This is a genomic window from Mesorhizobium sp. B1-1-8, assembly GCF_006442795.2.
In the GTDB taxonomy this organism is placed as follows: Bacteria; Pseudomonadota; Alphaproteobacteria; order Rhizobiales; family Rhizobiaceae; genus Mesorhizobium.
The window spans coordinates 264,445-286,802 of record NZ_CP083957.1 but is presented as its reverse complement, the minus strand read 5'-3'; the positions used below and the strand labels follow the sequence as shown (position 1 = coordinate 286,802).

Genomic DNA, 22,358 nt, shown 5'->3' with positions numbered 1-22,358 from the left:
TATGGCGGACACCGTCAGCAGTGCGGAGGCGCCGGCCATGCTCGGCGCCAAGGGATATCCGGCGGCGCTGGAATGGATCGCGCGGCGGGCTGAGGCTTTCGTCATTCCGCTCACGGCACTTGTCGTCGGCATGGCGCTGTTCAGCCTGTTCATCGCCCTGGTCGGCAAGTCGCCGATCCTGCTCTACGAGACGATGTGGCGGGGCGGCTTCGGTTCGTGGTTCTCGGTGCAGAACTCGCTGTCGCGCGCCGCTCCCCTTTTGCTGGCGGCACTGTGCGTGGCACTGCCGGCCAGGCTCGGCCTCGTCGTCATCGGCGGCGAGGGCGCCATCGTTCTCGGCGGCGTCAGCGCCGCTGCCATAGGCGTGGCACTGGGCGGCGCGCCTTCCTTCATTGTCATTCTTGCCATGGGCGTGGCGGGCCTGGCCGCCGGCGGCATCTGGATCGGTGCCGTCGGCGCGCTCCGCCACTACCGGGCCGTCAACGAGACCATTTCCAGCCTGCTGATGGCCTACATCGCCATCGCCCTGATGAACCAGCTGGTGGAGGGGCCGCTGCGCGACCCGGCCTCGCTCAACAAGCCCTCGACCGAGCCGCTCGCCGACATCTACCGTATCGGCGACATTCCGGGCATGGAGGTGCATTGGGGGCTTGCCGTCGGCGTCGTCGCCTGCGTGCTCTCCTGGGTGCTGATCGAAAAAACCCGCTGGGGGTTTGCCGCCCGCATCGCCGGCGGCAATGTCAGGGCAGCGCAGGTGCAGGGGCTGGCCGTCGGACCGCTCATCGTCGGCTTTACCGCGCTCGCGGGCGGCCTTGCCGGTCTTGCCGGCATGCTGGAAGTCGCTGCCGTGCAAGGCAGCGCCAACGGCTCGCTCGCCGCCGGATATGGCTACACCGGCATCCTCGTCGCCTTCCTCGCCCGCCACAACCCGCTGGCCATCATCCCGGTCGCCATCCTGCTTGGCGGCATTGACGCGTCCGGCGGGCTGATCCAGCGCCGCATGGACCTGCCCGACGCCACCGTGCTGGTGCTGCAAGGCATGCTGTTCATCGTCATCCTGCTCAGCGAAACCTTGTACGGCCGCTTCAAGATCTTCAATCCCGATTTGTGGCAGAGGGCCTCGTGATGGATGCGACCGGGATCGGCCTCTGGGGTGTGCCGCTCGCCATCCTCGGCGGTGCCATCCGGGTGTCGACGCCCTTCATCTTCGTTTCGCTGGGCGAGGCTATCACCGAGCGCTCCGGCCGCATCAATCTGGGGCTGGAAGGCACGCTCGTCTTCAGCGCCATGACCGCATATGCAGTCGCGGTCATGACCAACTCGCCATGGCTCGGCCTGCTGGCCGCCGGGGCCGCTGGCCTTTGCTTCGGCCTGTTCCATGGCTGGATCTGCAAATTCCCGAAAGTCAACGACATCGCCATCGGCATTGCGCTGATGCTGTTCGGCTCGGGGCTCGCCTTCTTCTTCGGCAAGCCGTTCATCAAGCCGAAAGCGCCGAACCTTCCGGCCATTCCCTTCGGCGCCTGGTCCGACATTCCGCAGGTGCAGGCGGCACTCGACGTCAACGTCCTGTTCCTGATCGGGGCGGCACTTTCGCTGGTCCTGTGGTGGGCCTTCCGCAACACCCGTATCGGCCTCATCGTGCGCGTCGTCGGCGACAGTTCCGAGGCCGCGCGCGCCATGGGCCTCAACCCGAACACAGTGCGCCTCATCGCCACCGGCGTCGGCGGCGCTCTGGCCGGCATCGGCGGCGCCTATCTGTCGCTCTACTATCCCGGCAGCTGGACCGAGCGCATCTCGTCCGGTCAGGGGCTGATGGCGGTGGCGCTGGTCATCTTCGCGCGCTGGAATCCGCTCGGCTGCTTTGCGTCAGCGCTTCTGTTCGGCGGCGCCGGAGCGCTCGGACCGGCGCTGCAGTCGGTCGGCGTCACGCAAGGCTACTATTTATTCTACGCCGCCCCCTACATCCTCACCCTCATCATCATGATCGCCACCTCGTCGCCGACACGCTCGCTAGCGGGTGCGCCGGGCGAATTGTCGATCACCAAATAGCTGGAGTTTTTGCCATGGACGCCAGAGCCGAAATCACCCGGCGCTACATCGACGCCGACCCGTATCCATGGCCCTACAATGGCGAACTTCGCCCCGACAACACGGCGTTGATCGTCATCGATATGCAGAGCGATTTCTGCGGACCGGGCGGCTACGTCGATCATATGGGATACGACCTGTCGCTGGTGCGCGCGCCGATAGAGCCGATCAAGTCCGTGCTGTCGGCCATGCGCGCGAAAGGCTACGCCATCATCCACACCCGCGAGGGCCACCGGCCCGACCTCGCCGACCTGCCCGCCAACAAGCGTTGGCGCTCGCGCCGCATCAATGCCGGCATTGGCGACCCCGGCCCTTGCGGGCGCATCCTGGTGCGCGGCGAGCCGGGCTGGGACATCATTCCCGACCTTTACCCGGCCGAGGGCGAGCCGATCATCGACAAGCCCGGCAAGGGCTCGTTCTGCGCCACCGACCTGGAGCTGATCCTTAACCAGCGCGGCATCGAAAACATCGTGCTCACCGGCATCACCACCGATGTCTGCGTGCACACCACCATGCGCGAGGCCAACGACCGCGGCTTCGAATGCGTGATGCTGGAGGATTGCTGCGGGGCGACCGACCACGGCAATCATCTCGCCGCGATCAAGATGATCAAGATGCAGGGCGGCGTCTTCGGCGCGGTGTCGAGCTCGGCGTCCTTCGTCGCCCAGCTGCCGTGAGGAAACCAGGATGAACGCCATCATCGGCAACAAGGCCGTCGGCGTCGAGACCGTCGGCATGACCATGCGTTTCGGCGCCTTCACGGCGTTGGGCGACGTCTCCATCAAGGTGCCGGCCGGATCGTTCCATGCACTGCTTGGCGAAAACGGCGCCGGCAAGTCGACGCTGGTCAAATGCATGATGGGTTTTTATCACCCGACCGCCGGCGACATCCTCGTCGACGGCCGCGAGGTGGCGATCGCCAGCCCCAGGGACGCCTCGGCACTCGGCCTCGGCATGGTCTACCAGCATTTCACGCTTGTCCCGTCGCTCACCGGTGCGGAGAATCTGGTCATTTCGCGTGAGAAGGTTCCCGGCGTGATCGACTGGCGCAAGGAGCGCGGCAAGCTTGCAATGTTCATGGATCGAATGCCGTTCAAACTGCCGCTCGATGTCAAAGTGGCCGATCTCGCTGCCGGCGAGAAGCAGAAGCTGGAGATCATCAAGCAGCTTTATCTCGGCCGCTCCTTCCTGGTGCTGGACGAGCCGACCTCCGTGCTCAGCCCCGGCGAGGCGCAGGAAGTGCTTGGCCTGGTGCGCGGCATGACCAGGGCTCGCGACCTGACCGTGCTGATGATCTCGCACAAATTCCATGAGGTGACGGCATTCGCCGACGACGTCAGCGTGCTGCGCAAGGGCAGGCTGACCGGCACTGGCCGCGTCGTCGACCTCGACCGCAAAACCATGGCTGCGATGATGATCGGAGACCAGCCGATCGCGGCCCTCGACAGCCGCGCCGAGCCCAGGCCGGACGCCGAGATCGTGCTCAAGGTTAAGGCGCTGAAGGCGCCGAACCGCACCGGGCTGAAGTCGATCCGGATCGAGGATCTCGGCGTGCGCTCCGGCGAGATCGTCGGCATCGCCGGCGTTTCCGGCAACGGCCAGAAGGAATTGCTCGAAGTGCTGGCCGGGCAGCGCCCCCGCGAGGCCGGCGAAGTCATGGTGCGCGGCAGCGCCTATGCGGCTACGCGGGCCAAGGCGCGCGCTCTCAATGTGCGGCTCATTCCCGAGGAGCCGCTGAAGAATGCCTGCGCGCCGAAAATGACGGTGGCCGAAAACATTTCTTTCCGCACCTTCGACCTCGACGCCAACGGCAAACCGGTGAGCTGGATCAGTGCCGGCGCCATCAGGGCATTCAGCGCCAGGCTGGTCGAGCAGTTCAAGGTCAAGACCGCATCGCTTGCCTCCCCGATCGCCTCGCTGTCGGGCGGCAATGTGCAGCGCGCCGTGCTTGCCCGCGAGCTCACCGGCAGGGTCGACCTTCTGATCGTCTCCAATCCGTGCTTCGGCCTCGACTTCTCGGCCGTGGCCGAAATCCGCGCTCGCATCATGAAGGCGCGCAATGCCGGTGCCGCAGTGCTTCTGATGTCGGAGGATCTCGACGAACTGCTCGCGCTCTCGGACCGCATCTTCGTCATGTCGGACGGTGCGCTGGTTTACGAGACGCCGATCGCGCAGGCCAGTGTCCAGACCATCGGCGAGCACATGGCGGGACATCACTGATGGCGGAAATCGCAGCGCAGCCATTTCCGTTCGCCTTCAAGCCGCGGAGCATGGCGCTTGTCGTCATCGACATGCAACGTGACTTCGCGGAGCCCGGCGGCTTCGGCGCCAGCCTCGGCAACGACGTCAGCCGGGTGGCCGCGATCGTGCCGACGGTGAAGAGACTGATCGAGGGCTTTCGCGCCGCCGGCCTTCCGGTGATCCACACGATGGAGTGCCACCGGCCCGACCTTTCCGACCTGCCGCCGGCCAAGCGCAATCGCGGCAATCCGTCGGTCCGTATCGGCGATGCCGGGCCGATGGGCCGCGTGCTGATCGCCGGCGAGCCGGGCACCGCGATCCTCGAGGGGCTTGCGCCGCTGCCAGGCGAGATCGTCATCGAGAAGCCGGGCAAGGGCGCCTTCTATGCGACCTCCTTCGGCGATGACCTGAAAAGGCTTGGCGCCGAGCAACTCGTCTTTGCCGGCGTCACCACCGAAGTCTGCGTGCAGACGACGATGCGCGAGGCCAACGATCGCGGCTATGAGTGCCTGCTCGCCGAGGACGCCACGGAAAGTTATTTTCCCGAGTTCAAGGCGGCGGCGATCGCCATGATCAGGGCGCAGGGCGCCATCGTCGGCTGGACGGCGACGACCGACCAGGTGCTCGAGGGAATTGCCAATGCCTAATCTTGCCTTTGCCGGCCTGCTCGACGGCGGCTGGCGCGACCTGGCGTTCGAGCCTTTCCGCGACGGCATCGGCGTGCACTGGCTGCTGAAAGGCGGGCCGGTCGAGCCATCGGTCGCGATCTTGAAATACCGGCCCGGCGCTGGCGTGCCGCGCCACCGCCATGTCGGACTGGAGACTATTGTCGTGCTGGAAGGCACCCAGAGCGACGAGAACGGTGACTATCCAGCCGGCAGCGTGATCCTCAATCCGGTCGGAACCGAGCATTCGGTGTGGACCAAGGACGGCTGTGTCGTGCTGATCCAGTGGGACCTGCCGGTGATCATCCTAGAGAGACGAAATGAGTGATGTCCACTTCGACATAGCGAGCCTGCACGCGGCCTATCGTGGTGGCGTCGCCGTTGGCGATGTGATCGCGGCGATTTATGCCCGCATCGAGGCAGCTGACGATCCGGGCATCTTCATCCATCTCGCCGCCAGGGCGGATCTGCTTGCCGCGGTCGAAGCGCTCGGCCCGTTCGACCCGGTGGCAAAACCGCTGTGGGGCATTCCCTTCGCCGTCAAGGACAACATCGACGTCGCCGGCATGCCGACGACGGCGGCCTGCGCGGAATACACCTACTGGCCCGACAAGGACGCCACCGTGGTGGCGCGGCTCAGGGCCGCCGGCGCGCTGGTCGTCGGCAAGACCAATCTCGACCAGTTCGCCACCGGCCTCGTTGGTGTGCGCACACCCTGGCCGATCCCGCGCAACGCCATCGATGCGGAGTTGGTGCCGGGCGGCTCCTCCTCGGGATCGGCGGTGGCGACGGCGCGTGGCATCGTCTCCTTCGCGCTTGGCACCGACACCGCCGGCTCCGGCCGCATCCCCGCCGGCCTCAACATCATCGTCGGGCTGAAGCCGACCGTCGGTGCGTTGTCGACGGGCGGCGTCGTTCCGGCTTGCCGCACGCTCGACTGCGTGTCGGTGTTCGCGCTGACCGTCGACGACGCCTATGGAGTGTTCTGCGTCGCGGCAGCGCGCGATGCGGCCGATCCCTATTCGCGCGACATCGCCGTCCGGCCGCTCGCCGCGCGCCCGCCTGTGCTGAGCGTCGGCATTCCGGCAAAAGCCGACCGGAAATTCTTCGGCGACGCGGCGATGCAGGCCGGCTTCGAGGCCTCGCTCGCCATGCTGTCGCGGCTCGGCTGCCGGCTGGTCGAAATCCCGTTCGGCGATTTCTACGCCACCGCCAACCTCCTCTATGAGGGCGCCTGGGTGGCCGAACGCTACGCCGCGATCCGCGATTTCATGGACGTCAACGAAGCCGCCATGCATCCGGTGACGAGCAAGATCATCGGCGGCGCCAGGAAGCTGTCGGCGGCGGACGCCTTCCGCGGCCTCTACGCCTTGCAGACCTACAAGGTGAAGCTCGCTCCGGTCATTGCTTCGGTAGACCTGTTCTGCGTGCCGACCGCGCCCACCCACTACACGGTCGACACCGTACTTGCCGATCCGGTCGTCACCAACAGCCGGCTCGGCACCTACACCAATTTCGTCAATCTGCTCGACATGTGCGGCATGGCCGTGCCGACCGGCACGCGCGATGACGGCCTGCCGATGAGCGTGACGCTGCTTGCGGCCGCCGGACTGGACGGCCTTGTGGCGTCCGTCGCGCGCGATCTCCATGCCGCGAGCGGTCTTACGCTCGGCGCGACCGGCTGGCGGCAGCCGAGCGCGCAGCCTGTCGGCGCATCGGCCGAAGACGGCACGATCGAATTGGTGGTGGTCGGCGCTCACCTCTCGGGAATGCCGCTCAATGGCCAGCTCAAGCAGGCCGGTGCCCGGTTCTGCCGGGCGACGAGGACGGCCTCTTCATACAAGCTTTATCAGCTCGCCGGCCAGGCCACGCCCAAGCCGGGACTGGTTCGTGTGGAGAGCGGCGGCACTGAGATCGAGGTAGAGGTCTGGCGGCTACCTGCCGACGCTTTCGGCCACTTTGTGGCCGCCATCCCGCCGCCGCTGGGCATTGGCAATATAGAGCTCGGCGACGGCAGCACCGCCAAAGGCTTTCTGGTGGAATCCGTGGGCTTGCTGGGCGCTTCTGACATCTCGTCATTTGGCGGCTGGCGCCGCTTTCTGTCAGATCGCATTCCCGTTTGAACATCGTCAACGGACTTTGCGGAAGAAAGGACAACTGGCGAGCCCGACCGAGCCACGGTTGAACTTCTGATATTTTCATCGCGAGGCCAGAACACGCTGCCCCTCAGCTTTAGGCTAGCCAAAGCCGCCGGTCGGCAATGCGCCCGATTTCGGTCATCAAAGTTAGCTGTGCCCCTGCCTAAAAGCGGACGTCGCAGGCGGCCGCGCTGAAGTCATGGTAGCGCCACTAGCAGACGATCCGCTTGGCGCCAGCAACGGCCTCTAATTCAACAGGTCGAGAGGCCGCGCCCCGCCCCGCCCGCAAATCATTCATGTGAGATGAAGGTTCTGCACTTCGTAGGTCCAGACCCGAAACCCTTTGAGAACATGCGGGCCGAAGGAGTTGATGAGCGGAATGTCGGCCGCATCGCGGCCGCGGGCGACGACGATCCTGCCAATCCTGGGCGTGTTGTTTCGGGGATCAAAAGTATGCCAAGCACCGTCCAGGAAGACCTCGATCCAGGCGCTGAAGTCCATGGGGTCGACGACCGGGACCCCGATGTCGCCGAGATGTCCGTTGACATAACGTGCAGGAATATTGAGGCAGCGGCACAAAGTCAGCGCGAGATGGGCGAAGTCGCGGCAGACGCCTATGCGTTCCTGGTACGCCTCGAAGGCCGTTCGCGTCGATCTGGCCTGCATGTAGTCGAATTGAATATGACCGTGGACGAAGTCGCAGATTGCTTGCACGCGGCCCCAACCTGGGGCAGTGGCGCCAAACTTGTCCCACGCCGCCTGGCTGAGACGATCGGTTTCGCAATAGCGGCTGCCCATCAGGTAGACAAGGCAGCCGTCCGGCAAATCCCACAGGGCTACTTCGCGGGCAGTTGGCAGCAGCCTGTCTATCTTGCCGTCGTCCTCGATCGTTGCATCGCCCCACATCGTCAGGTCGCCCGCGGGCGCAACAAGCCGGCGGCATCGGTTGCCAAAGGGATCATGGTAGGTCGATGTCGGAACATCGGGCGTGGTGAAGACCGTTTCGGGGATCCTTATGTCGGCCGCGCGGTCGTCGTGGACCGATAGCAGGCATACCAATGCGGTCGGTTGCTGGAAGGTCAGCGTGATCTCATAGCCGTAGCGGATCAGCATGTGGATCTTGCCTGCCGGAAATCAGCGGGGTCAGAGTGCAGGAATCGCGACGGTTGCGGGAGTAGGCTTTGCAAGCAACATCATGGATGGACATCAGGAAGGCGTCGAATGCTGAAAGGCATCTTGTTTCAGCAGCCCCGGTCTCGGCCAAGGCGATATCCGATTTCGCGAGCGCCTCGACATCGACCAAGAAGCAAGCCGTCATGATCGGTGAGGCGGACGGCGTTGCGCGCTGAAAACGTGGAAGTCGGTCCAGGGAGCGATCAACTTCGACTCGACGGCCATTTGATGGTCCACAGAAATCGCGCCCGGACGCGCCGCCCTCATTTCCCAGACCGCAAGCGCGGCGACGTTGCGGGTCCGACAGCTTTCGTTGTTATGGCCACTCATGATGTTAGCCGTTCCTCATTAATCGCCTTCCCGACGAGAACGCCCGAATAGAGCGTTGCGCCATTCGCATCGGCGATCGTCATGGCGTCCGGCCGCTGCGGCATGTTCAGGGTCCCAGCCAAAAGCCTGGCGATTTCGATCGCATCGTCGAGGTCGGCGGCTTCCGCCGTCTCGCGGCCAAGCACGGCATGCGCATCGTCCGCTTCTCGGGTGCGATAGAATTCGATCATGATCTTCATCGTCATCCGTCTCGCCGTGTCAGTTCTCGCCTTTGCCGCGCGGGGTACTGATGTTAGCGGCAAGTCTGGTCTGGGCGCCGAACACGCTTTTAGGCTTGGGCAGGACCTTTTCCTGCTTCGGCTTCCTGATTTCCCGGCTCGAGCGTTTCTGTCCCTTTGACATGTGCGAACGTCCTTTCGATGAGCGTTATGGTGTCACCCGGCGATGTGGCGACCGGTTCGAGACTGTCTTGCGTCGCCACCCGTTCATGAAGTTCGCCGTCGTTGCGGATGCGGTATTGCGCCGAATCTTCCCTCGGCGGGAGTCTGGCTGTGATCCGGTAGATTTCCGAAGTCTTTGGAAACATGCCGAAGCCGCCCTTCAGCCGGACAGCCTGTCCGACGGCAAATAGATGCGTTGCGGCTTCGCGGCGGACCGGGCGTGCGTTGCGTTGCATCATCGTCGTGGTTCTCATCATTGTCTCTGGTCCTGCTCCAGTGCGGCTTTGAGCGATGCCGGTTCGATCGGCACCATCTGCCGCGTAGCACCGCTTGCGGAGATCGCCGGCAGGTGAATGAAGGTGGCGACGCGGCGCCACGCGATCAGGGAAGCTCCTTCTAGGGCTTCCTCGTCATGATCGACGCGGTAATCCCCGGGTGGTTGCGGTGCATCAAAGCCGGGCAGCGAAAACGCCGACTTGAAGCGAACGACAGTTGGTGTGGTGCGGCTGGTCATTTGTTGCGGCTTTCAGCGGAAAACGCGCGCCTTGCGCGTTTCCGTATCATTCCCACTCGAACCACCGGAATGATGCCCGACGCTGCCAGTACATCCGTGGTCAGCGTCGATGTCATTCCAGGGGTTCGAACGGAACGAAATGTGCGCCGGACCGGCGCATGCACTCGTTTTCGAGAATTCAGTGGTGAATGGCGGGGCTCTGACACAAAGCCAACTCGACCAAATTAACGAATTTCACCTACGCGCCTCATTTGAGTTCCAAACAAGGTCGCGACGCCTTTTATTTTTTCCCTTGCAATAACAGATGCGCGCCTGCGAAATTCAAACCGGCAGAAAGTTTTCCACCAGTGCGGATGAATTTCGTGCGGCTCGAATTATTTCACTCGAATTCTTGGCCCTTGGCGAGAAATAATTCTGGCACTCCTATCTATCGAGTGCCAACCCGCCTATACACAGGCAGCGGCCGTCCATGCCGGCCACAGAAAGAAGTTCCCCATGAAATTCCGGCCACTCCACGACCGCGTCGTCATCCGGCGCGCCGAAAGCGACACCAAATCCAAGGGCGGCATCATCATTCCCGACAATGCCAGGGAAAACCCGCAGGAAGGCGAGGTCATCGCTGTCGGCCCGGGCGCTCGCGACGAAAACGGTGCGCTTGTTCCGCTCGACGTCAAGGCCGGCGACTTCATCCTGTTCGGCAAATGGTCGGGAACCGAGGTGAAGATCGACGGCGAAGACCTTCTGATCATGAAGGAAGCCGACATCATGGGCGTCATCGACAAGAGCGAGATGGCCGGCGCCAACAAGACCGGGGCGGTCAAGAAGGCCGCCTGATCTGAGCGCCGCGCATTTCCCCAAACCGAATCGGATAAAAAAATGTCTGCCAAGGAAATCAAATTCTCCACCGATGCGCGCGACCGGATGCTGCGCGGCGTCGAGATCCTCAACAACGCTGTCAAGGTGACGCTTGGCCCCAAGGGCCGCAATGTCGTCATCGACAAGGCCTATGGCGCGCCGCGCATCACCAAGGACGGCGTCGCCGTCGCCAAGGAGATCGAGCTTGCCGACAAGTTCGAGAACATGGGCGCGCAGATGGTGCGCGAAGTGGCCTCGAAGACCAACGACCTTGCCGGTGACGGCACAACCACCGCCACGGTGCTGGCGGCCTCCATCCTGCGCGAAGGCGCCAAGCTGGTCGCTGCCGGCATGAACCCGATGGACCTCAAGCGCGGCATCGACCAGGCGGTCACCGCCGTCGTTGGGGAAATCAAGGCGCGGGCCAAGAAGGTCAAGTCGTCGGCCGAGATCGCGCAGGTCGGCACCATTGCCGCCAATGGCGATGCCAGCGTCGGTGAGATGATCGCCAAGGCCATGGACAAGGTCGGCAATGACGGCGTCATCACCGTCGAGGAAGCCAAGACCGCCGACACCGAACTCGACGTCGTCGAGGGCATGCAGTTCGACCGCGGCTATCTCAGCCCGTATTTCGTCACCAATGCCGACAAGATGCGGGTCGAAATGGAAGAGCCCTACGTGCTTATCCACGAGAAGAAGCTCGGCAATCTGCAGGCGATGCTGCCGATCCTCGAAGCGGTGGTGCAGGGCGGTAGGCCGCTGCTGATCATCTCCGAGGACGTCGAAGGCGAGGCGCTGGCGACGCTGGTCGTCAACAAGCTGCGCGGCGGCCTCAAGGTCGCGGCCGTCAAGGCGCCGGGCTTCGGCGACCGCCGCAAGGCGATGCTGGAAGACATCGCCGTGCTCACCGCCGGCCAGATGATCTCGGAGGATCTCGGCATCAAGCTCGAAAACGTGACCATCGACATGCTCGGTCGCGCCAAGCGCGTGCTGATCGAGAAGGACACCACCACGATCATCGACGGCGCCGGCCCCAAGGCGACCATCGAGGCGCGGGTTTCGCAGATCAGGGCGCAGATCGAGGAGACCACTTCCGACTACGACAAGGAGAAGCTGCAGGAGCGGCTGGCGAAGCTCGCCGGCGGCGTTGCAGTCATTCGCGTCGGCGGCGCTACCGAGTCGGAAGTCAAGGAAAAGAAGGACCGCATCGACGATGCGCTGAACGCCACCCGCGCTGCGGTGGAAGAAGGCATCGTTCCGGGCGGCGGCGTGGCGCTGCTGCGCGCCAGGTCCGCGCTCAACGGCCTGACGGGCGCCAATGCCGATGTGACGGCTGGTATTTCGATCGTGCTCAGGGCACTGGAGGCGCCGATCCGTCAGATCGCCGAGAATTCCGGCGTCGAAGGTTCGATCGTGGTTGGCAAGCTCTCCGACAGCAAGGATCGCAATCAGGGTTTCGATGCCCAGAAGGAGGTCTATCTCGACATGATCAAGGCCGGCATTGTCGACCCGGCTAAGGTGGTACGCACGGCACTGCAGGATGCCGGCTCGATCGCCGCACTTTTGATCACCGCCGAAGCCATGATCACGGACATTCCGGCCAAGGATGCCGCGCCTTCGTCCGGCGGCGGGGGTATGGGCGGAATGGGATACTAAGACCTTGGCGCCAGGAGAAGGCCGTGCGTGAACCGACGCTGCTCCCGGTGTTCGGCAGGCTTGGGGTCAAGTCGCCGGTCGCCATTGTGGCGGCTCCGGCCAGATCCAGCAATATGACGAATCTGGCGGCCCGTATGCGAGAGGGTCTCTCGTTGCACGGGGGCCTGGCTTTGAAGCTCGGCGTGGTGCTGTGGACAGTCCTTGTCCTGGCGACGGTATTTTTCATTCTGCAGACCTGAACAGATCGGCGGCGGGCGAAAACGAAAGGACGCGGAATTGGCAAACCGCTACGCGCTTCGTATGGACCATCCGGACAGTTGGACCCTTTTCGACGTCTTCACCGGCCAGCCCGCCGAGTCCGATCACAAGATCATGGTCGGCATCAATGCCGGCCAAGCGTACGAGATGGTCAGCGGGCTGAACGATCAAGACGCCAAGCGGCGGGAAGAGGCCGGCCGCTGACTTGTACCGATGTACCAACGAATTGACCTTGCCCCTCTGATCTAATCCGGTTTGAAGTTCGTTCTGGCCTATCGAGAGGACCAGGACATGAAGCGCAGCCGTTTCTCTGAAGAGCAGATCATCGGAATTTTGAAGGAGCATGAGGCCGGGGTTTCGGTCGCCGATCTGTGTCGGAAGCACGGCGTCAGCGATGCTTCGATCTACAACTGGAAGGCCCGCTTCGGCGGGATGGATGTCTCCGAGGCTCGGCGACTGAAGGCGCTGGAGGACGAGAACACGCGGCTGAAGCGGCTTCTGGCCGATGCTATGCTCGACAATGCCGCGTTGAAGGATCTCGTGGGAAAGAAATGGTGACGCCCGCGGCCAAGCGGAAAGCTGTCGCTCGTCTGAAGGAAGGCTTCGGGATGAGCGAACGGCGGGCGTGTAAAGCCATCGGCTGTTGCCGTATGACGGTTCGCTACGAGACCAGCAGGCCGGACGGACCGCGAGGTTCGCGAGCGGATGAAGGCGATCGCGCAGGAGCGTCGCCGGTTCGGCTACCGGCGTCTTCTCGTGATGCTTAGGCGGGAGAGCCTGGTCGTGAACCACAAGAAGCTGTTCCGGCTCTATCGGGAGGAGAAGCTCGCCGTTCGCCGACGTGGCGGCCGCAAGCGGGCGATCGGGACCAGGGCGCCGATGCTGGTGCCGCTGAGGCCACACGAGCGCTGGTCGCTCGACTTCGTATCGGACCAACTCACCGACGGGCGCCGCTTCCGAATCCCGGCCATCGTCGACGACTGCACGAGAGAGTGCCTGGCACTCATCGTTGATACGTCTCTCTCGGGCATGCGGGTTGCCCGCGAACTGGACCGGCTCATCACCGAGCGCGGCCGGCCGAGGATGATCGCCAGCGACAATGGCAGCGAGTTCACCTCCAACGCCATCCTCGCCTGGGCGGAGCAGAACCGCGTCGAACGGCATTACATTGCGCCCGGCAAGCCGATGCAGAATGGCTTCATCGAGAGCTTCAAGGGCCGGCTGCGCGATGAACTGCTCAACGAGACGCTGTTTACCTCGCTGGCTCAGGCGCGCGTAGCCATCGCCCTGTGGCGCGCCGACTACAACACCGCGCGGCCGCACTCCCAAATCGCGTGGCAGACACCGGCCGAGTTCGCCACCACCTTCAATCCGCGACGGTCGCTCGCGCTGCGCTATGCCAAAAGCTCCGCGCCAGCGACCGTCGCTTCACCCGCCCAGCAGGGCACAACCCACGCCGGAAACGAAGCCAAAACTGGATAGAACCTGGGGGCAACGTCAGTCAGCGCACCGTTTTTGCGCCTGCTGGAACTGGCAGTTCTGGGCGGAGAAGGCGCGCACTCGCTCGTATTTCCGTGTGAGCGGACCGAATTTGGATGGAGGCATGCCGTCACCGAGGTGCCGGTCGATGTTCATCCTGCCCACTGGCGCGATTGGATTTCAGCGAAAACGGTCGGAAACGATTCATGAGCTTGGCGCTGGTGACGAGCAAGCTTCAAATTAGAGCCCGCCCAAGCCGTGACGACCGAGTATGTCAGGCTGGCCGAATGTCTGCCATATTTGGGGTAGAGGCTGAGGCATTCGGGAGAAATCCTCTGCCGGCACTCACCCTTGCAGTCGAGATTGCAGGCGCGGTAGCAGCAGCAAAGAAGCGGCCGCAACCTTCCTTTGATGTGAAATCCAAGGCAGAGGAACTGGCGAGGGCTCACCCCAACGCGGGGGCCAGCGTCGGTGATGTTATTGATATTCTCGAAGAGGAAAGCTTGGCCGCTGGCATTATACCGATATCTGAGCCGGGCCATTAGGCCGCGCTCAACTAGCAGCATTCCTCTTTCCCTAGCGGCAGGTCGAAAGCGGTGCGGTGCTTAACCCTACCATCCGATCAGACGGTGCACGCCTGGTAGGACGGGTAGAGCACAACACTAAGCAGGTTGGAATCACCGCCGCGGCGCGCAATGATTTGCGCTTAGGACCGGCTTGCCGCGGTCTCCAAATACGAAGATAGTTGGCCCGAACAGGCGCTGCGCAACCTCGGAGGTGACCTGCTCGTGACCTACTACTGATATCCGGTCAAACAGCGCACGCAGGATATGAACGGGTAGAGCACAACACCACGCGGCGTGAAATCGCTCTGTCGCCGCAGTTTGGCAAGGCTGAATCAAATCAACCGAGCCAGCGAGCAAACCAGACATTGGTCAGTCAGTCACGGTCGCCGCAATCTGACGCCCGGATGATTGCCGTTCGTGAATTCCACGCCATCAGCCTCAAGAACAGCGCGGATTTTGTCCTGGGTTCCAGCGGACACGGCGGGGGCCCGCTCACTGTCACTCTCACAGCGTTTTACCGTCGGAATAGAAACGCCAGCGCGGCGGGCAAGCTCCGCTTGTGAGAGACCTATCAACGCGCGGGCTGCTCGCATCTGTGCCGCTGTTATCAATTTCTATTGATCCCTTTAGATCATTGCGCTATGATCCAAAGGTATCAGTGGATACCCTTGGGCCTTTGGTCCGGGGGTGCGGCTAGACTCGGTGTTGACGCACCGTGCCTAGCCTGACCACGCCTAAGCTTCTGGGAGCTCGGATCATGGCTGATTCCGACAATACCACGACTTTGCCCCTCGTCACGGGCAGGACCGTAGCTGCCCGAACGGCAAATGCAATGGTGGGGTCGCAGCCAACCGAGGTTGCTCGCAAGATCCTGGATGAGGACCAATCCGCTGATGCCGCTGTAACGGTATGGCGCGAGTGGCAGGAGGCCTTCAAATTGACCGAGCGGCAGTGCCGCGACCAACAGCGGCTGGAGCGGAAGCTTGCCGAAACTGTCGGTTTTCCGCGCGCGACGATCCTGCAGTCCAATGGTGAGAGCCTGACACTGCATTGTCTGAAGGAAATCGGTGAATTGCCTGGCGCCGATTCCATCGACGCAACAATCCGCGCTAAGGCCGAAGCCGACTTGGCGGCCCACCAGATTCGCTGGGATGCCGCCGCTGAAGAAATTGGCTATTCCTCCGCATTGCGCGCTGAACGCGAAGCCGCCGATCGAGCAGAAGAATTGCTTGAGGTATTGTCAGAAACGCCAGCCACTACCCTTGCCGGTGTGGCCGCCAAACTAGATGCCGTGCTTAGGGTAGCTCAGCCGTCGGAAAGCGACGCCGAGTTTCCCTGGCCTCTACTCCGCGCGACCATCAGGGATATTGCCAGGATTAGCCGGCCGAGATAGCCGAGTGCAAGGCGCATCCGTTTCGCGATTTGCAACTCCCCAATACGGAAATCTGCTGAGTTTGTTTCCTTGCGGCGCACCGCGACAGACTCACATTCCGAGGAGTGATCGATGCAGTAGCGAGAGGCCAGCTCGGAATCGAAGCGGCTCCTGCTACTGCGGCGGGGACAAAGGCCAACCTCAACCGAGCCCTCATCCCGCTGATCGGCAGGTCGGCAGGCAGAGAGCCATCGTTCGCGTCCAGTCGGACGTATCGCAACCCCAGCTTGCCCGAACTATAGGCATCAGCTTTGTTCATGGCTCTGGCCTGTTGTAATGCGAAGAGGAGAGTTCACCACGTCCAGGATTGGTCGCCGCGCCTTACTCTGCGATTCCGGTTGCGCAGTCGCTGCTGCCACCGTTCCAGCAAACGCTCGCGGCACAGAACCGATGAGCCGTGATCGGCAACCATCCATCGACCTGCGAACTCCGATTGAGGCGCACACGGCAGCGCACGGTGCGTTTGGGAAGGCCGTCCACCAAAGAGGCAGTCGCGGCTGCGATCACATCAAGGCTGGCCGAGAGGAGGAGGGGCGCTACTAGCCATCTGCGCCTATCGTGCGGTCGGGGAAGGCGATCGCTTGGCCAAGGCCCGATATCTCTTTGCAGATCGAGGCGCGCGGCGAGCTCGACCTGCCAGAACACATCAAGGCTGTTGTGCGCTCTACGATGTGATGGGGTGTGATTCCTCAGCGCGTCGACTGTCAGACCCGGACTGTCTGCTTTGCGCCTCAATGTTGGCCATTGGGGTGACTTTTAGCCACTATCTGAAAGCAGACATTGTTGGCAACCATTCTCGAGGTCGCGGTTGCGTCAACAACGGCCACTGCTCCTCATTCGCGTGAGTGGCTGCCCAGGTGCCAAGACCAGACATTCGCCTGGTCTGGCAATTACACTAGGGCAGCCTTGCGAAGCCCGTCGACCTCCCGCTCAAAATCGGAGGGGTTCTTGTAAGGCAGCACTTTGCGACGGTGTTCCAAGGAATATTCCGGATTGGCACGGAAGACTTGCTGCCACTCCTCGCGTGCCTCTGCAAGGCGGTCCAAATGACCATAGCTCGCTGCCAGAAGCACACGTGAGACGTCGGTGCCAGGGTTACGAACAAGTCGCCGCTTAAGAGAAGCGACCGCATCCTCGTACCGGCCCAACTGGAACATCGCTTGCGCCTGGAAGTGCAGGAACATGTCGGGATAGTGCGGGTTCAGAGCCATTGCCTGATCGAAACACGCAAGCGCCTCCTCGGACCTCCCGGAATAGTGCAGCGCATTGCCGAGGCTTTCGTGCCCTTCAGCAAGATTTGGTGCGAGGGCGATCGAACGCTCAGCTTCGCGGATGGCCATGTCGTGCCGTCGCAAATGCAGATTGACTATGCCCAGCACCCAATGCGCGTAAGGATTCCGATCGTCGAGCGCCACCGCACGTGTCGCAAGCTCTTCCACGTGCTCCATTGACGTCGACGGGGGCGTGCTCCAGCGGTTTATGTAGTCCAGCCCGTGCGCCAAGGCGAGGAAAGCGTGAGCGGAAGCGAATTTCGGGTCCAGTTCGATGGCACGTTGCAACAATTCCCGAGCTTGGCTGTTTTGCTCTCTTGTCAACCGCCAGAGGTGCTCTCTGCCACGAAGAAAGCAGTCATATGCTTCCAGGTTGTCGGTTTGCTCGGTTACGAGCCGCTGTTGATCGACCTCCGTCAGGTTGAGCGCGAGCGCGCCGACAATGTGCTGTGTCACGTCGTCCTGCACGGCAAAGATGTCAGTCAGGTCCCGATCGAAACGCTCGGCCCACAGATGTCCGCCAGTCGTGGCGTCTATGAGCTGCGCGGTGATCCGTACCCTGTTGCCGGACTTGCGGACGCTCCCCTCGAGCACATAGCGCACGCCGAGACTCCGGCCCACCTCCTGAACGTTCACGTTCCTGCCCTTGAACGTGAAGGACGAATTGCGAGCGATTACGAACAGCTGCGACAGCTTTGAGAGAGCCGTGATGGTGTCTTCCGATATGCCGTCGGCAAAATACTCCTGCTCGCCATCGCCGCTCATGTTGGCGAATGGCAGGACCGCGATGGAGAGCTTCGTTGGAGGCGCTGTCGTAGCCAGAGCGGCCGGAAATTCAGAGGTCGCCGTTGCGTTTGCCCGGACGGGGCCGACCTGAAGCGAATAGACCCGGATAGGCTCGGGGATGTTCTTGAGTTGCGTGTTGCCGAGATCGCTGACCGAAAGGTCGAGCCTTGCCTTGACTTGGCGATAGGCATCCTCTGACAGGCAGATGGCGCCGGGTGCCGCGACTCCCTCCAGACGTGAGGCTATGTTGACGCCGTCGCCCATCAGGTCGCCGTCGCTTTCTTCGACTACGTCTCCCAGATGGATGCCGATGCGGAACTCGATGCGCCGGTCCTGCGGCACGCCGGCATTGCGCTCGACCATGCCGCTCTGCACCTCGATGGCGCAGCGTACGGCATCAACCACACTGCGGAACTCGACTAACGCCCCATCCCCTGTGCGCTTGATCACCCGCCCGTTGTGCACGGCAATGGTCGGATCGATGAGGTCGCTGCGCAATGCGCGCAACCTCGCCAAAGTACGATCTTCGTCAGCACTGGCAAGTCGGCTGTACCCGACTACGTCCGCGGCCAGGATCGCGGCTAGCTTGCGATTCTCGCTCATAGGCCCGTCTCCTGACCCCACGATAGCAGGAAGACGCGGTGAAAGAGGAAACTTTCGATTCCGCTCAGAGCGACTTGGTTGAAATCCAAACTGGCTGTTGTTTCGCGTCAAGCGCGGCCGACGTACATACCTGGGCGATGACTGCTCCATCGCGCTTTCGGCGACCACCCCCGGCGCGACCATCCGGGCCGATCCAATCTGGGTAGGCCCGCCGCTGACAGTGAACGGCGATCCCCTTACGGACGTTCATTGAGGCGGAAGATGCGCTACTGCCCAGGAACTCGGCGGGAACTATGAGGTGAGCAGCGGGTTTGGCTGGATCCCGATAGCTTCGGCCTACGCATTCAACGGAGAAACACGATGAGCACAACCACAGCAGTTGCCGCGGTGTTGGCGATGTTGGCTTCGCCAGCGCTCGCCCAGACCAACGGGACACCTGCCCCCTCAGCACCGGCACAGGAGGGAGCCCAACAGACACCCGCGCCAAACGGACAAAACCCCGAGTCTATGCGCGAAATGATGCGCCAGATGATGAGTGAGATGATGCAGGAAAGAATGCAAGAGGATCGGGGTGCCCGAGCTGAACGGCGTGACGGCGACCGCTGGCATCGGGATTACAGAATGGGCGCGCCTGAAGGACGGCGGGCGATGGGCGAGCGCAGCATGGGAGCCGGGATGATGCATGGCGCAGGTATGCGAATGTTATTCGCCATATTGGACGCCGACGGCGATGGTGCGCTTTCGCGGAACGAGGTTCAAGATTTCATCGGGCGGATATTCAATGCCGTCGATGAAAACGGCGATAACAGCATCGATATGGAGGAAATTCAATCCTTCTTCCATGGAGCCGGAGACAGGGCAGCAGAATAAATCGATCACCCGTTCCATGCAGGATTTCCCCGCTCCAGAAGCTGGGAAAACGCAACAATGCCTCCAGCCCGGAAAATCCGGTTTTCGGCTCATGGTTCGGTCCTCGTCAACTGCACATCGGGCGACGGCGGCAACTATTGTGGCTCCCGGCGGCTCCCAAAGAGGCTACCCGCGCCGCAACTTCGGCGTCGAGCCCAGTGACAGTGACGATGAATGATGGGGATTTTTAGCTTGGCGAGCGGGCAGATTGTCGGCCTCTCCTACGGCAGCAGGTTCCAAGCGCAGCACGATCTATGCGACGGTCTTCAAGGATCTCGACGACAGGGACAGTTTTCGGCGTTTTCGCAGGTGTTTCCATTCCATTCGGCGACAACATCACGGCTTCGACCGGAGTCGAGCAGGGTCCCGACGGACTGAACGCGCTTGGCACTTCGATAGTGAGCAGCCCCTCGTCCAACTCCTGCAGAGGGCCATGTGGCCCGACCCTCCATTCGCTGTTGAGTCTGGGCATGCGGCATCTCTACCCGGCTGGAGTCCTCAAGGGACGGATCTCGATGATGTTCCATCATCATGACCAGTTGAATGGCGCTTCCAGCGTTCAGCCTCTATCTAACAGTCATGCCTGGGCACCGAAAAATCGATGAAAGTGCAAAGCTGATAGGAGAATGGCCACTGTCGCCGGCCGCGACGCTTGGGTCGTCGGTCAGGGCGAGGGGCATTTTCCTCGAAGTCCGGGCTCGGCTCCCAACACCATCGAAAAAGCTGCTGCACATCGAGTCGCGGGTGCTGATCTTGCGCCTGCCGGAGGGCGCGGAAGCCGATGTGCAGGCGGCGTCTGCCATTGTGTCGAAAGCAATGGAAGGCATCGAAGATCTGGCTGTAATCCCGCGCGAGGTGGAGGACATCCTGACGATCAAGTCGTCCGAACGCCACCGCTGGCTTAGGGACGGTCGACTCCAGAGCGCCGGAACACGAACGGTGAAACTGCGTGGTCGAGCTAGAAAGATCACCTTTCACGTGTACGACCCACGATACATCGAGGATATGCTTGACCGCGACCTTGTGACCGTCTGGCGGGAGGAAGATGCATTGACTGCAGCTGAGAACCGGCGCCGAGCCGCCGGACGGGCGGCCATGAAGCGGGCTCAAAAAAAGGGCGGACAAAATGCTTCAGGATCGGCCAGCATTGGTCGGGTCGAAACATGTCACGCAAAATTGCGAGGATGGGAAGATTTTGAAACCGACGGCTTACTGCGCTGATTGCAGGCGCGATAGGCATGTTGGGCTGCATCTGCCGATCCAAAGCCATGCAGGGTACCGCCGTTCACACCATGGGGATGTGCGATCGGGAGGTGCGTCTTCGAAGGCCATCTCACCGGTTTCTAATCCAGCTTACCACGTGTTGCGGCACTACTTCACCGAGTTAGGTAAGCCTCTCTAGAATAAGGAATTTTGTCACTGCTGCAATTATCGCTTTTGGCGCGATTTCGATCGCACTGTTGTGTCACGACCACCATTGTCATTCCAGCGGCTAGCTGCTTCATGACTTCAAGAGCCTCGCCAACCAATTCCGGGTCAAGTGCACTGGTAGGTTCGTCGAAGAGCACAGTCGCCCACGAGTTCACATCCAGGAACCTGAAAAGCTGATCCTTATGGGAGAGAATGTCCGATTCTGGGAATGGCAAGATCGACTTCCACGGCCGAGATCAGGCGCATGCACGAACCCGCTTCGCGGGAGGTAGCCTTGTTCTGGCCGTAGTGACGGATGCGGTGGAACCCGCGCGGCAGCCGCGAGTACAGGCAGTTTGAGGATCGTCGTGTAGCGGGGCGCAACTCTGGGCGCCGACGATCGTTCAAATCAGGCGATTGCGTTCCACGAGTTCACGTGCCCGCCTAAGTGTGCCGTCGGTGTCGGCGACCCTGCGCCTTGCTGCCTCGTCGGTTCTAACCGTCAGCCGCGCTGACATAATCTTGGATGACTTGGCGACCGCGACGATCGCGATGGGCGGGGCATTCGGTGTCTTCATGGTTCTCACGGTATTATCCTTTTAAGTGAAATGACTGCCTAGGGCGGCAGTCACTCAGGGTTTCGCTTCTACATGACCGGCTAGTCTGAACCGCAGTAGCGGCCTTGCCGCGATCAGGAACTCCCGCTCGGCCTCAACCCGTCTTGGCGTCCGGAGCGTTCGGTTCGCCAACAATCTTTTGCGCCGGGCGCGTTTTGATCCCGATCATCACCTTCTTCTCAAACCCGACAGGTTGGCCGGTGAAGATGTTGAAAACGGCCCAACTGTCCGGCTCTCCATCCGCGGCGCGTAGCGGTTTGCCGTGCTCGCATCCTTCTCGTTTCGCCTCTCGACGAATGCCGACCGGGTTCAGGCTTTTATGATGACAAAAACCGAGGCCAGCAGAGCGACGATCCAGAGCGCGACAAACATCATCAATGCAGGTCGACCATATGAAGACAGCGCCGCCCCCATGCGCGCCGCCACATTTTCCATCCCACTCGCGCTAGCCCGTCCCGCCGTGACGGCGAGCGCCGCCTTGTGCCAAACTTGCCGAACGTGTGAGGTGCCTCGCGCAGGAGATAGCCCCGGTTGTGCTCAGGACGCCATGCTTCACGGGTTGGCCCAGATGTCGGGCGACTAAGCTTTGGGACCGACTTTCTTCTTGTGGCAGAATGGGTATGCATAAGCTCCTATAGACGACTTATCGCGCGATAGATAGGATAATCAAAATAATTATCGATGCCTGGAAAATTATCGGGCTCAAAATAATTACGAGGTCAGAAAAATATCATGCTCGATGAGCAGAATTTCTGCAATCTTTTACTCCCTGTTTAGGCCTTTTATTTAGCCAAGAAAGCGCAAATATATGAATTCGATGATGGTCGAGATGGCCCCCGTCATATCGAAGGCTCGCCTTCGACCTCTGAATTTTCGATGGCGAATGTATTCCGTCGCTCCGCACGGCATCTCGGTTGGTTCGAG

Annotated in this window: 22 protein-coding genes and 2 pseudogenes; 16 read left to right on the top strand and 8 right to left on the bottom strand. The window is 61.9% G+C overall.

Annotated features, from left to right (window positions below; all coding sequences use genetic code 11):
* The first annotated feature begins 1 nt into the window (after position 1).
* Genes FJ974_RS29090 through atzF form a run of 7 tightly spaced genes read left to right on the top strand, consistent with a single transcriptional unit; the run spans position 2 to position 7,120 of the window.
* Positions 2-1,126, top strand: coding sequence for an ABC transporter permease (locus FJ974_RS29090; RefSeq protein ID WP_140539264.1), 1,125 nt, complete (start codon positions 2-4; stop codon positions 1,124-1,126).
* Positions 1,126-2,052, top strand: coding sequence for an ABC transporter permease (locus FJ974_RS29085; RefSeq protein ID WP_140539272.1), 927 nt, complete (start codon positions 1,126-1,128; stop codon positions 2,050-2,052). The genes FJ974_RS29090 and FJ974_RS29085 overlap by 1 nt, the downstream gene beginning before the upstream one ends.
* 14 nt (positions 2,053-2,066) lie before the next feature.
* A complete protein-coding gene (locus FJ974_RS29080; RefSeq protein WP_140539263.1) occupies positions 2,067-2,768 on the top strand; it encodes a cysteine hydrolase family protein in 702 nt (233 codons plus the stop codon).
* Positions 2,769-2,778: 10 nt separating this feature from the next.
* Positions 2,779-4,311 carry an ABC transporter ATP-binding protein gene (locus tag FJ974_RS29075; RefSeq protein ID WP_140539262.1) on the top strand — a complete coding sequence of 511 codons (1,533 nt, stop codon included), beginning with the start codon at positions 2,779-2,781 and terminating at the stop codon, positions 4,309-4,311.
* Positions 4,311-4,979 (top strand): cysteine hydrolase family protein, encoded by a 669-nt coding sequence (locus FJ974_RS29070; RefSeq protein ID WP_140539261.1) that lies wholly within the window; start codon positions 4,311-4,313, stop codon positions 4,977-4,979. The genes FJ974_RS29075 and FJ974_RS29070 overlap by 1 nt, the downstream gene beginning before the upstream one ends.
* Positions 4,972-5,325 (top strand): cupin domain-containing protein, encoded by a 354-nt coding sequence (locus FJ974_RS29065; RefSeq protein ID WP_140539260.1) that lies wholly within the window; start codon positions 4,972-4,974, stop codon positions 5,323-5,325. The genes FJ974_RS29070 and FJ974_RS29065 overlap by 8 nt, the downstream gene beginning before the upstream one ends.
* On the top strand, positions 5,318-7,120 hold the full coding sequence (gene atzF / locus FJ974_RS29060) for an allophanate hydrolase (protein WP_140539259.1): 1,803 nt from the start codon (positions 5,318-5,320) through the stop codon (positions 7,118-7,120). The genes FJ974_RS29065 and atzF overlap by 8 nt, the downstream gene beginning before the upstream one ends.
* A 309-nt stretch (positions 7,121-7,429) precedes the next feature.
* On the opposite strand, the gene FJ974_RS29055 is transcribed toward atzF, so the two are convergent.
* The 4 genes from FJ974_RS29055 to FJ974_RS29040 form a co-directional block, all read right to left on the bottom strand.
* Entirely contained in the window at positions 7,430-8,248 is an 819-nt protein-coding gene (locus FJ974_RS29055; RefSeq protein WP_140539258.1) for a transglutaminase-like domain-containing protein, read from the bottom strand.
* Between the two features lie 386 nt (positions 8,249-8,634).
* Positions 8,635-8,877: a hypothetical protein gene (locus FJ974_RS29050; protein ID WP_140539271.1), complete on the bottom strand. Its 243-nt coding sequence runs from the start codon at positions 8,875-8,877 to the stop codon at positions 8,635-8,637.
* 89 nt (positions 8,878-8,966) lie between these two features.
* On the bottom strand, positions 8,967-9,335 hold the full coding sequence (locus FJ974_RS29045; protein WP_413468370.1) for a hypothetical protein: 369 nt from the start codon (positions 9,333-9,335) through the stop codon (positions 8,967-8,969).
* A complete protein-coding gene (locus FJ974_RS29040) occupies positions 9,332-9,592 on the bottom strand; it encodes a hypothetical protein (protein ID WP_095769137.1) in 261 nt (86 codons plus the stop codon). The genes FJ974_RS29045 and FJ974_RS29040 overlap by 4 nt, the downstream gene beginning before the upstream one ends.
* 495 nt (positions 9,593-10,087) lie before the next feature.
* Between FJ974_RS29040 and FJ974_RS29035 the strand changes: the two genes are divergently transcribed.
* The 6 genes and pseudogenes from FJ974_RS29035 to FJ974_RS29005 all read left to right on the top strand — a co-directional run bounded on the left by FJ974_RS29035 (position 10,088) and on the right by FJ974_RS29005 (position 14,385).
* A complete protein-coding gene (locus FJ974_RS29035) occupies positions 10,088-10,426 on the top strand; it encodes a co-chaperone GroES (RefSeq protein WP_140539257.1) in 339 nt (112 codons plus the stop codon).
* Between the two features lie 42 nt (positions 10,427-10,468).
* On the top strand, positions 10,469-12,103 hold the full coding sequence (groL, locus tag FJ974_RS29030) for a chaperonin GroEL (protein WP_140539256.1): 1,635 nt from the start codon (positions 10,469-10,471) through the stop codon (positions 12,101-12,103).
* Between the two features lie 23 nt (positions 12,104-12,126).
* Positions 12,127-12,342, top strand: coding sequence for a hypothetical protein (locus FJ974_RS29025; protein WP_140539255.1), 216 nt, complete (start codon positions 12,127-12,129; stop codon positions 12,340-12,342).
* A 37-nt stretch (positions 12,343-12,379) separates the two neighbouring features.
* A complete protein-coding gene (locus FJ974_RS29020; protein ID WP_140539254.1) occupies positions 12,380-12,565 on the top strand; it encodes a hypothetical protein in 186 nt (61 codons plus the stop codon).
* A gap of 87 nt (positions 12,566-12,652) precedes the next feature.
* Positions 12,653-13,843 (top strand): annotated as a pseudogene (locus FJ974_RS29015) (IS3 family transposase).
* A 284-nt stretch (positions 13,844-14,127) separates the two neighbouring features.
* Positions 14,128-14,385, top strand: a complete 258-nt coding sequence (locus FJ974_RS29005) for a hypothetical protein (protein WP_140539253.1) — start codon at positions 14,128-14,130, stop codon at positions 14,383-14,385.
* A gap of 398 nt (positions 14,386-14,783) precedes the next feature.
* On the opposite strand, the gene FJ974_RS29000 is transcribed toward FJ974_RS29005, so the two are convergent.
* Entirely contained in the window at positions 14,784-14,999 is a 216-nt protein-coding gene (locus FJ974_RS29000) for a helix-turn-helix domain-containing protein (protein ID WP_181177349.1), read from the bottom strand.
* A 164-nt stretch (positions 15,000-15,163) separates the two neighbouring features.
* On the opposite strand from FJ974_RS29000, the gene FJ974_RS28995 reads away from it, so the two are divergent.
* A complete protein-coding gene (locus FJ974_RS28995) occupies positions 15,164-15,799 on the top strand; it encodes a hypothetical protein (RefSeq protein WP_140539329.1) in 636 nt (211 codons plus the stop codon).
* 929 nt (positions 15,800-16,728) lie between these two features.
* On the opposite strand, the gene FJ974_RS28990 is transcribed toward FJ974_RS28995, so the two are convergent.
* Positions 16,729-18,498, bottom strand: a complete 1,770-nt coding sequence (locus FJ974_RS28990) for an adenylate/guanylate cyclase domain-containing protein (protein WP_140532386.1) — start codon at positions 18,496-18,498, stop codon at positions 16,729-16,731.
* A gap of 360 nt (positions 18,499-18,858) precedes the next feature.
* Between FJ974_RS28990 and FJ974_RS28985 the strand changes: the two genes are divergently transcribed.
* Positions 18,859-19,368, top strand: coding sequence for an EF-hand domain-containing protein (locus FJ974_RS28985; protein WP_140532384.1), 510 nt, complete (start codon positions 18,859-18,861; stop codon positions 19,366-19,368).
* A gap of 618 nt (positions 19,369-19,986) precedes the next feature.
* The gene (locus tag FJ974_RS28975) at positions 19,987-20,628 is read left to right on the top strand and encodes a hypothetical protein (RefSeq protein WP_140532412.1); all 642 of its coding nucleotides are present in this window, start codon (positions 19,987-19,989) and stop codon (positions 20,626-20,628) included.
* A gap of 238 nt (positions 20,629-20,866) precedes the next feature.
* On the opposite strand, the pseudogene FJ974_RS30490 reads toward FJ974_RS28975, so the two are convergent.
* Together FJ974_RS30490 and FJ974_RS30260 are read right to left on the bottom strand one after the other, a co-directional pair.
* A pseudogene (locus tag FJ974_RS30490) lies at positions 20,867-20,975 on the bottom strand (ectoine/hydroxyectoine ABC transporter ATP-binding protein EhuA); the annotation flags it as partial.
* A gap of 768 nt (positions 20,976-21,743) precedes the next feature.
* A complete protein-coding gene (locus FJ974_RS30260) occupies positions 21,744-21,869 on the bottom strand; it encodes a hypothetical protein (protein WP_264296832.1) in 126 nt (41 codons plus the stop codon).
* Positions 21,870-22,358 lie beyond the last annotated feature (489 nt).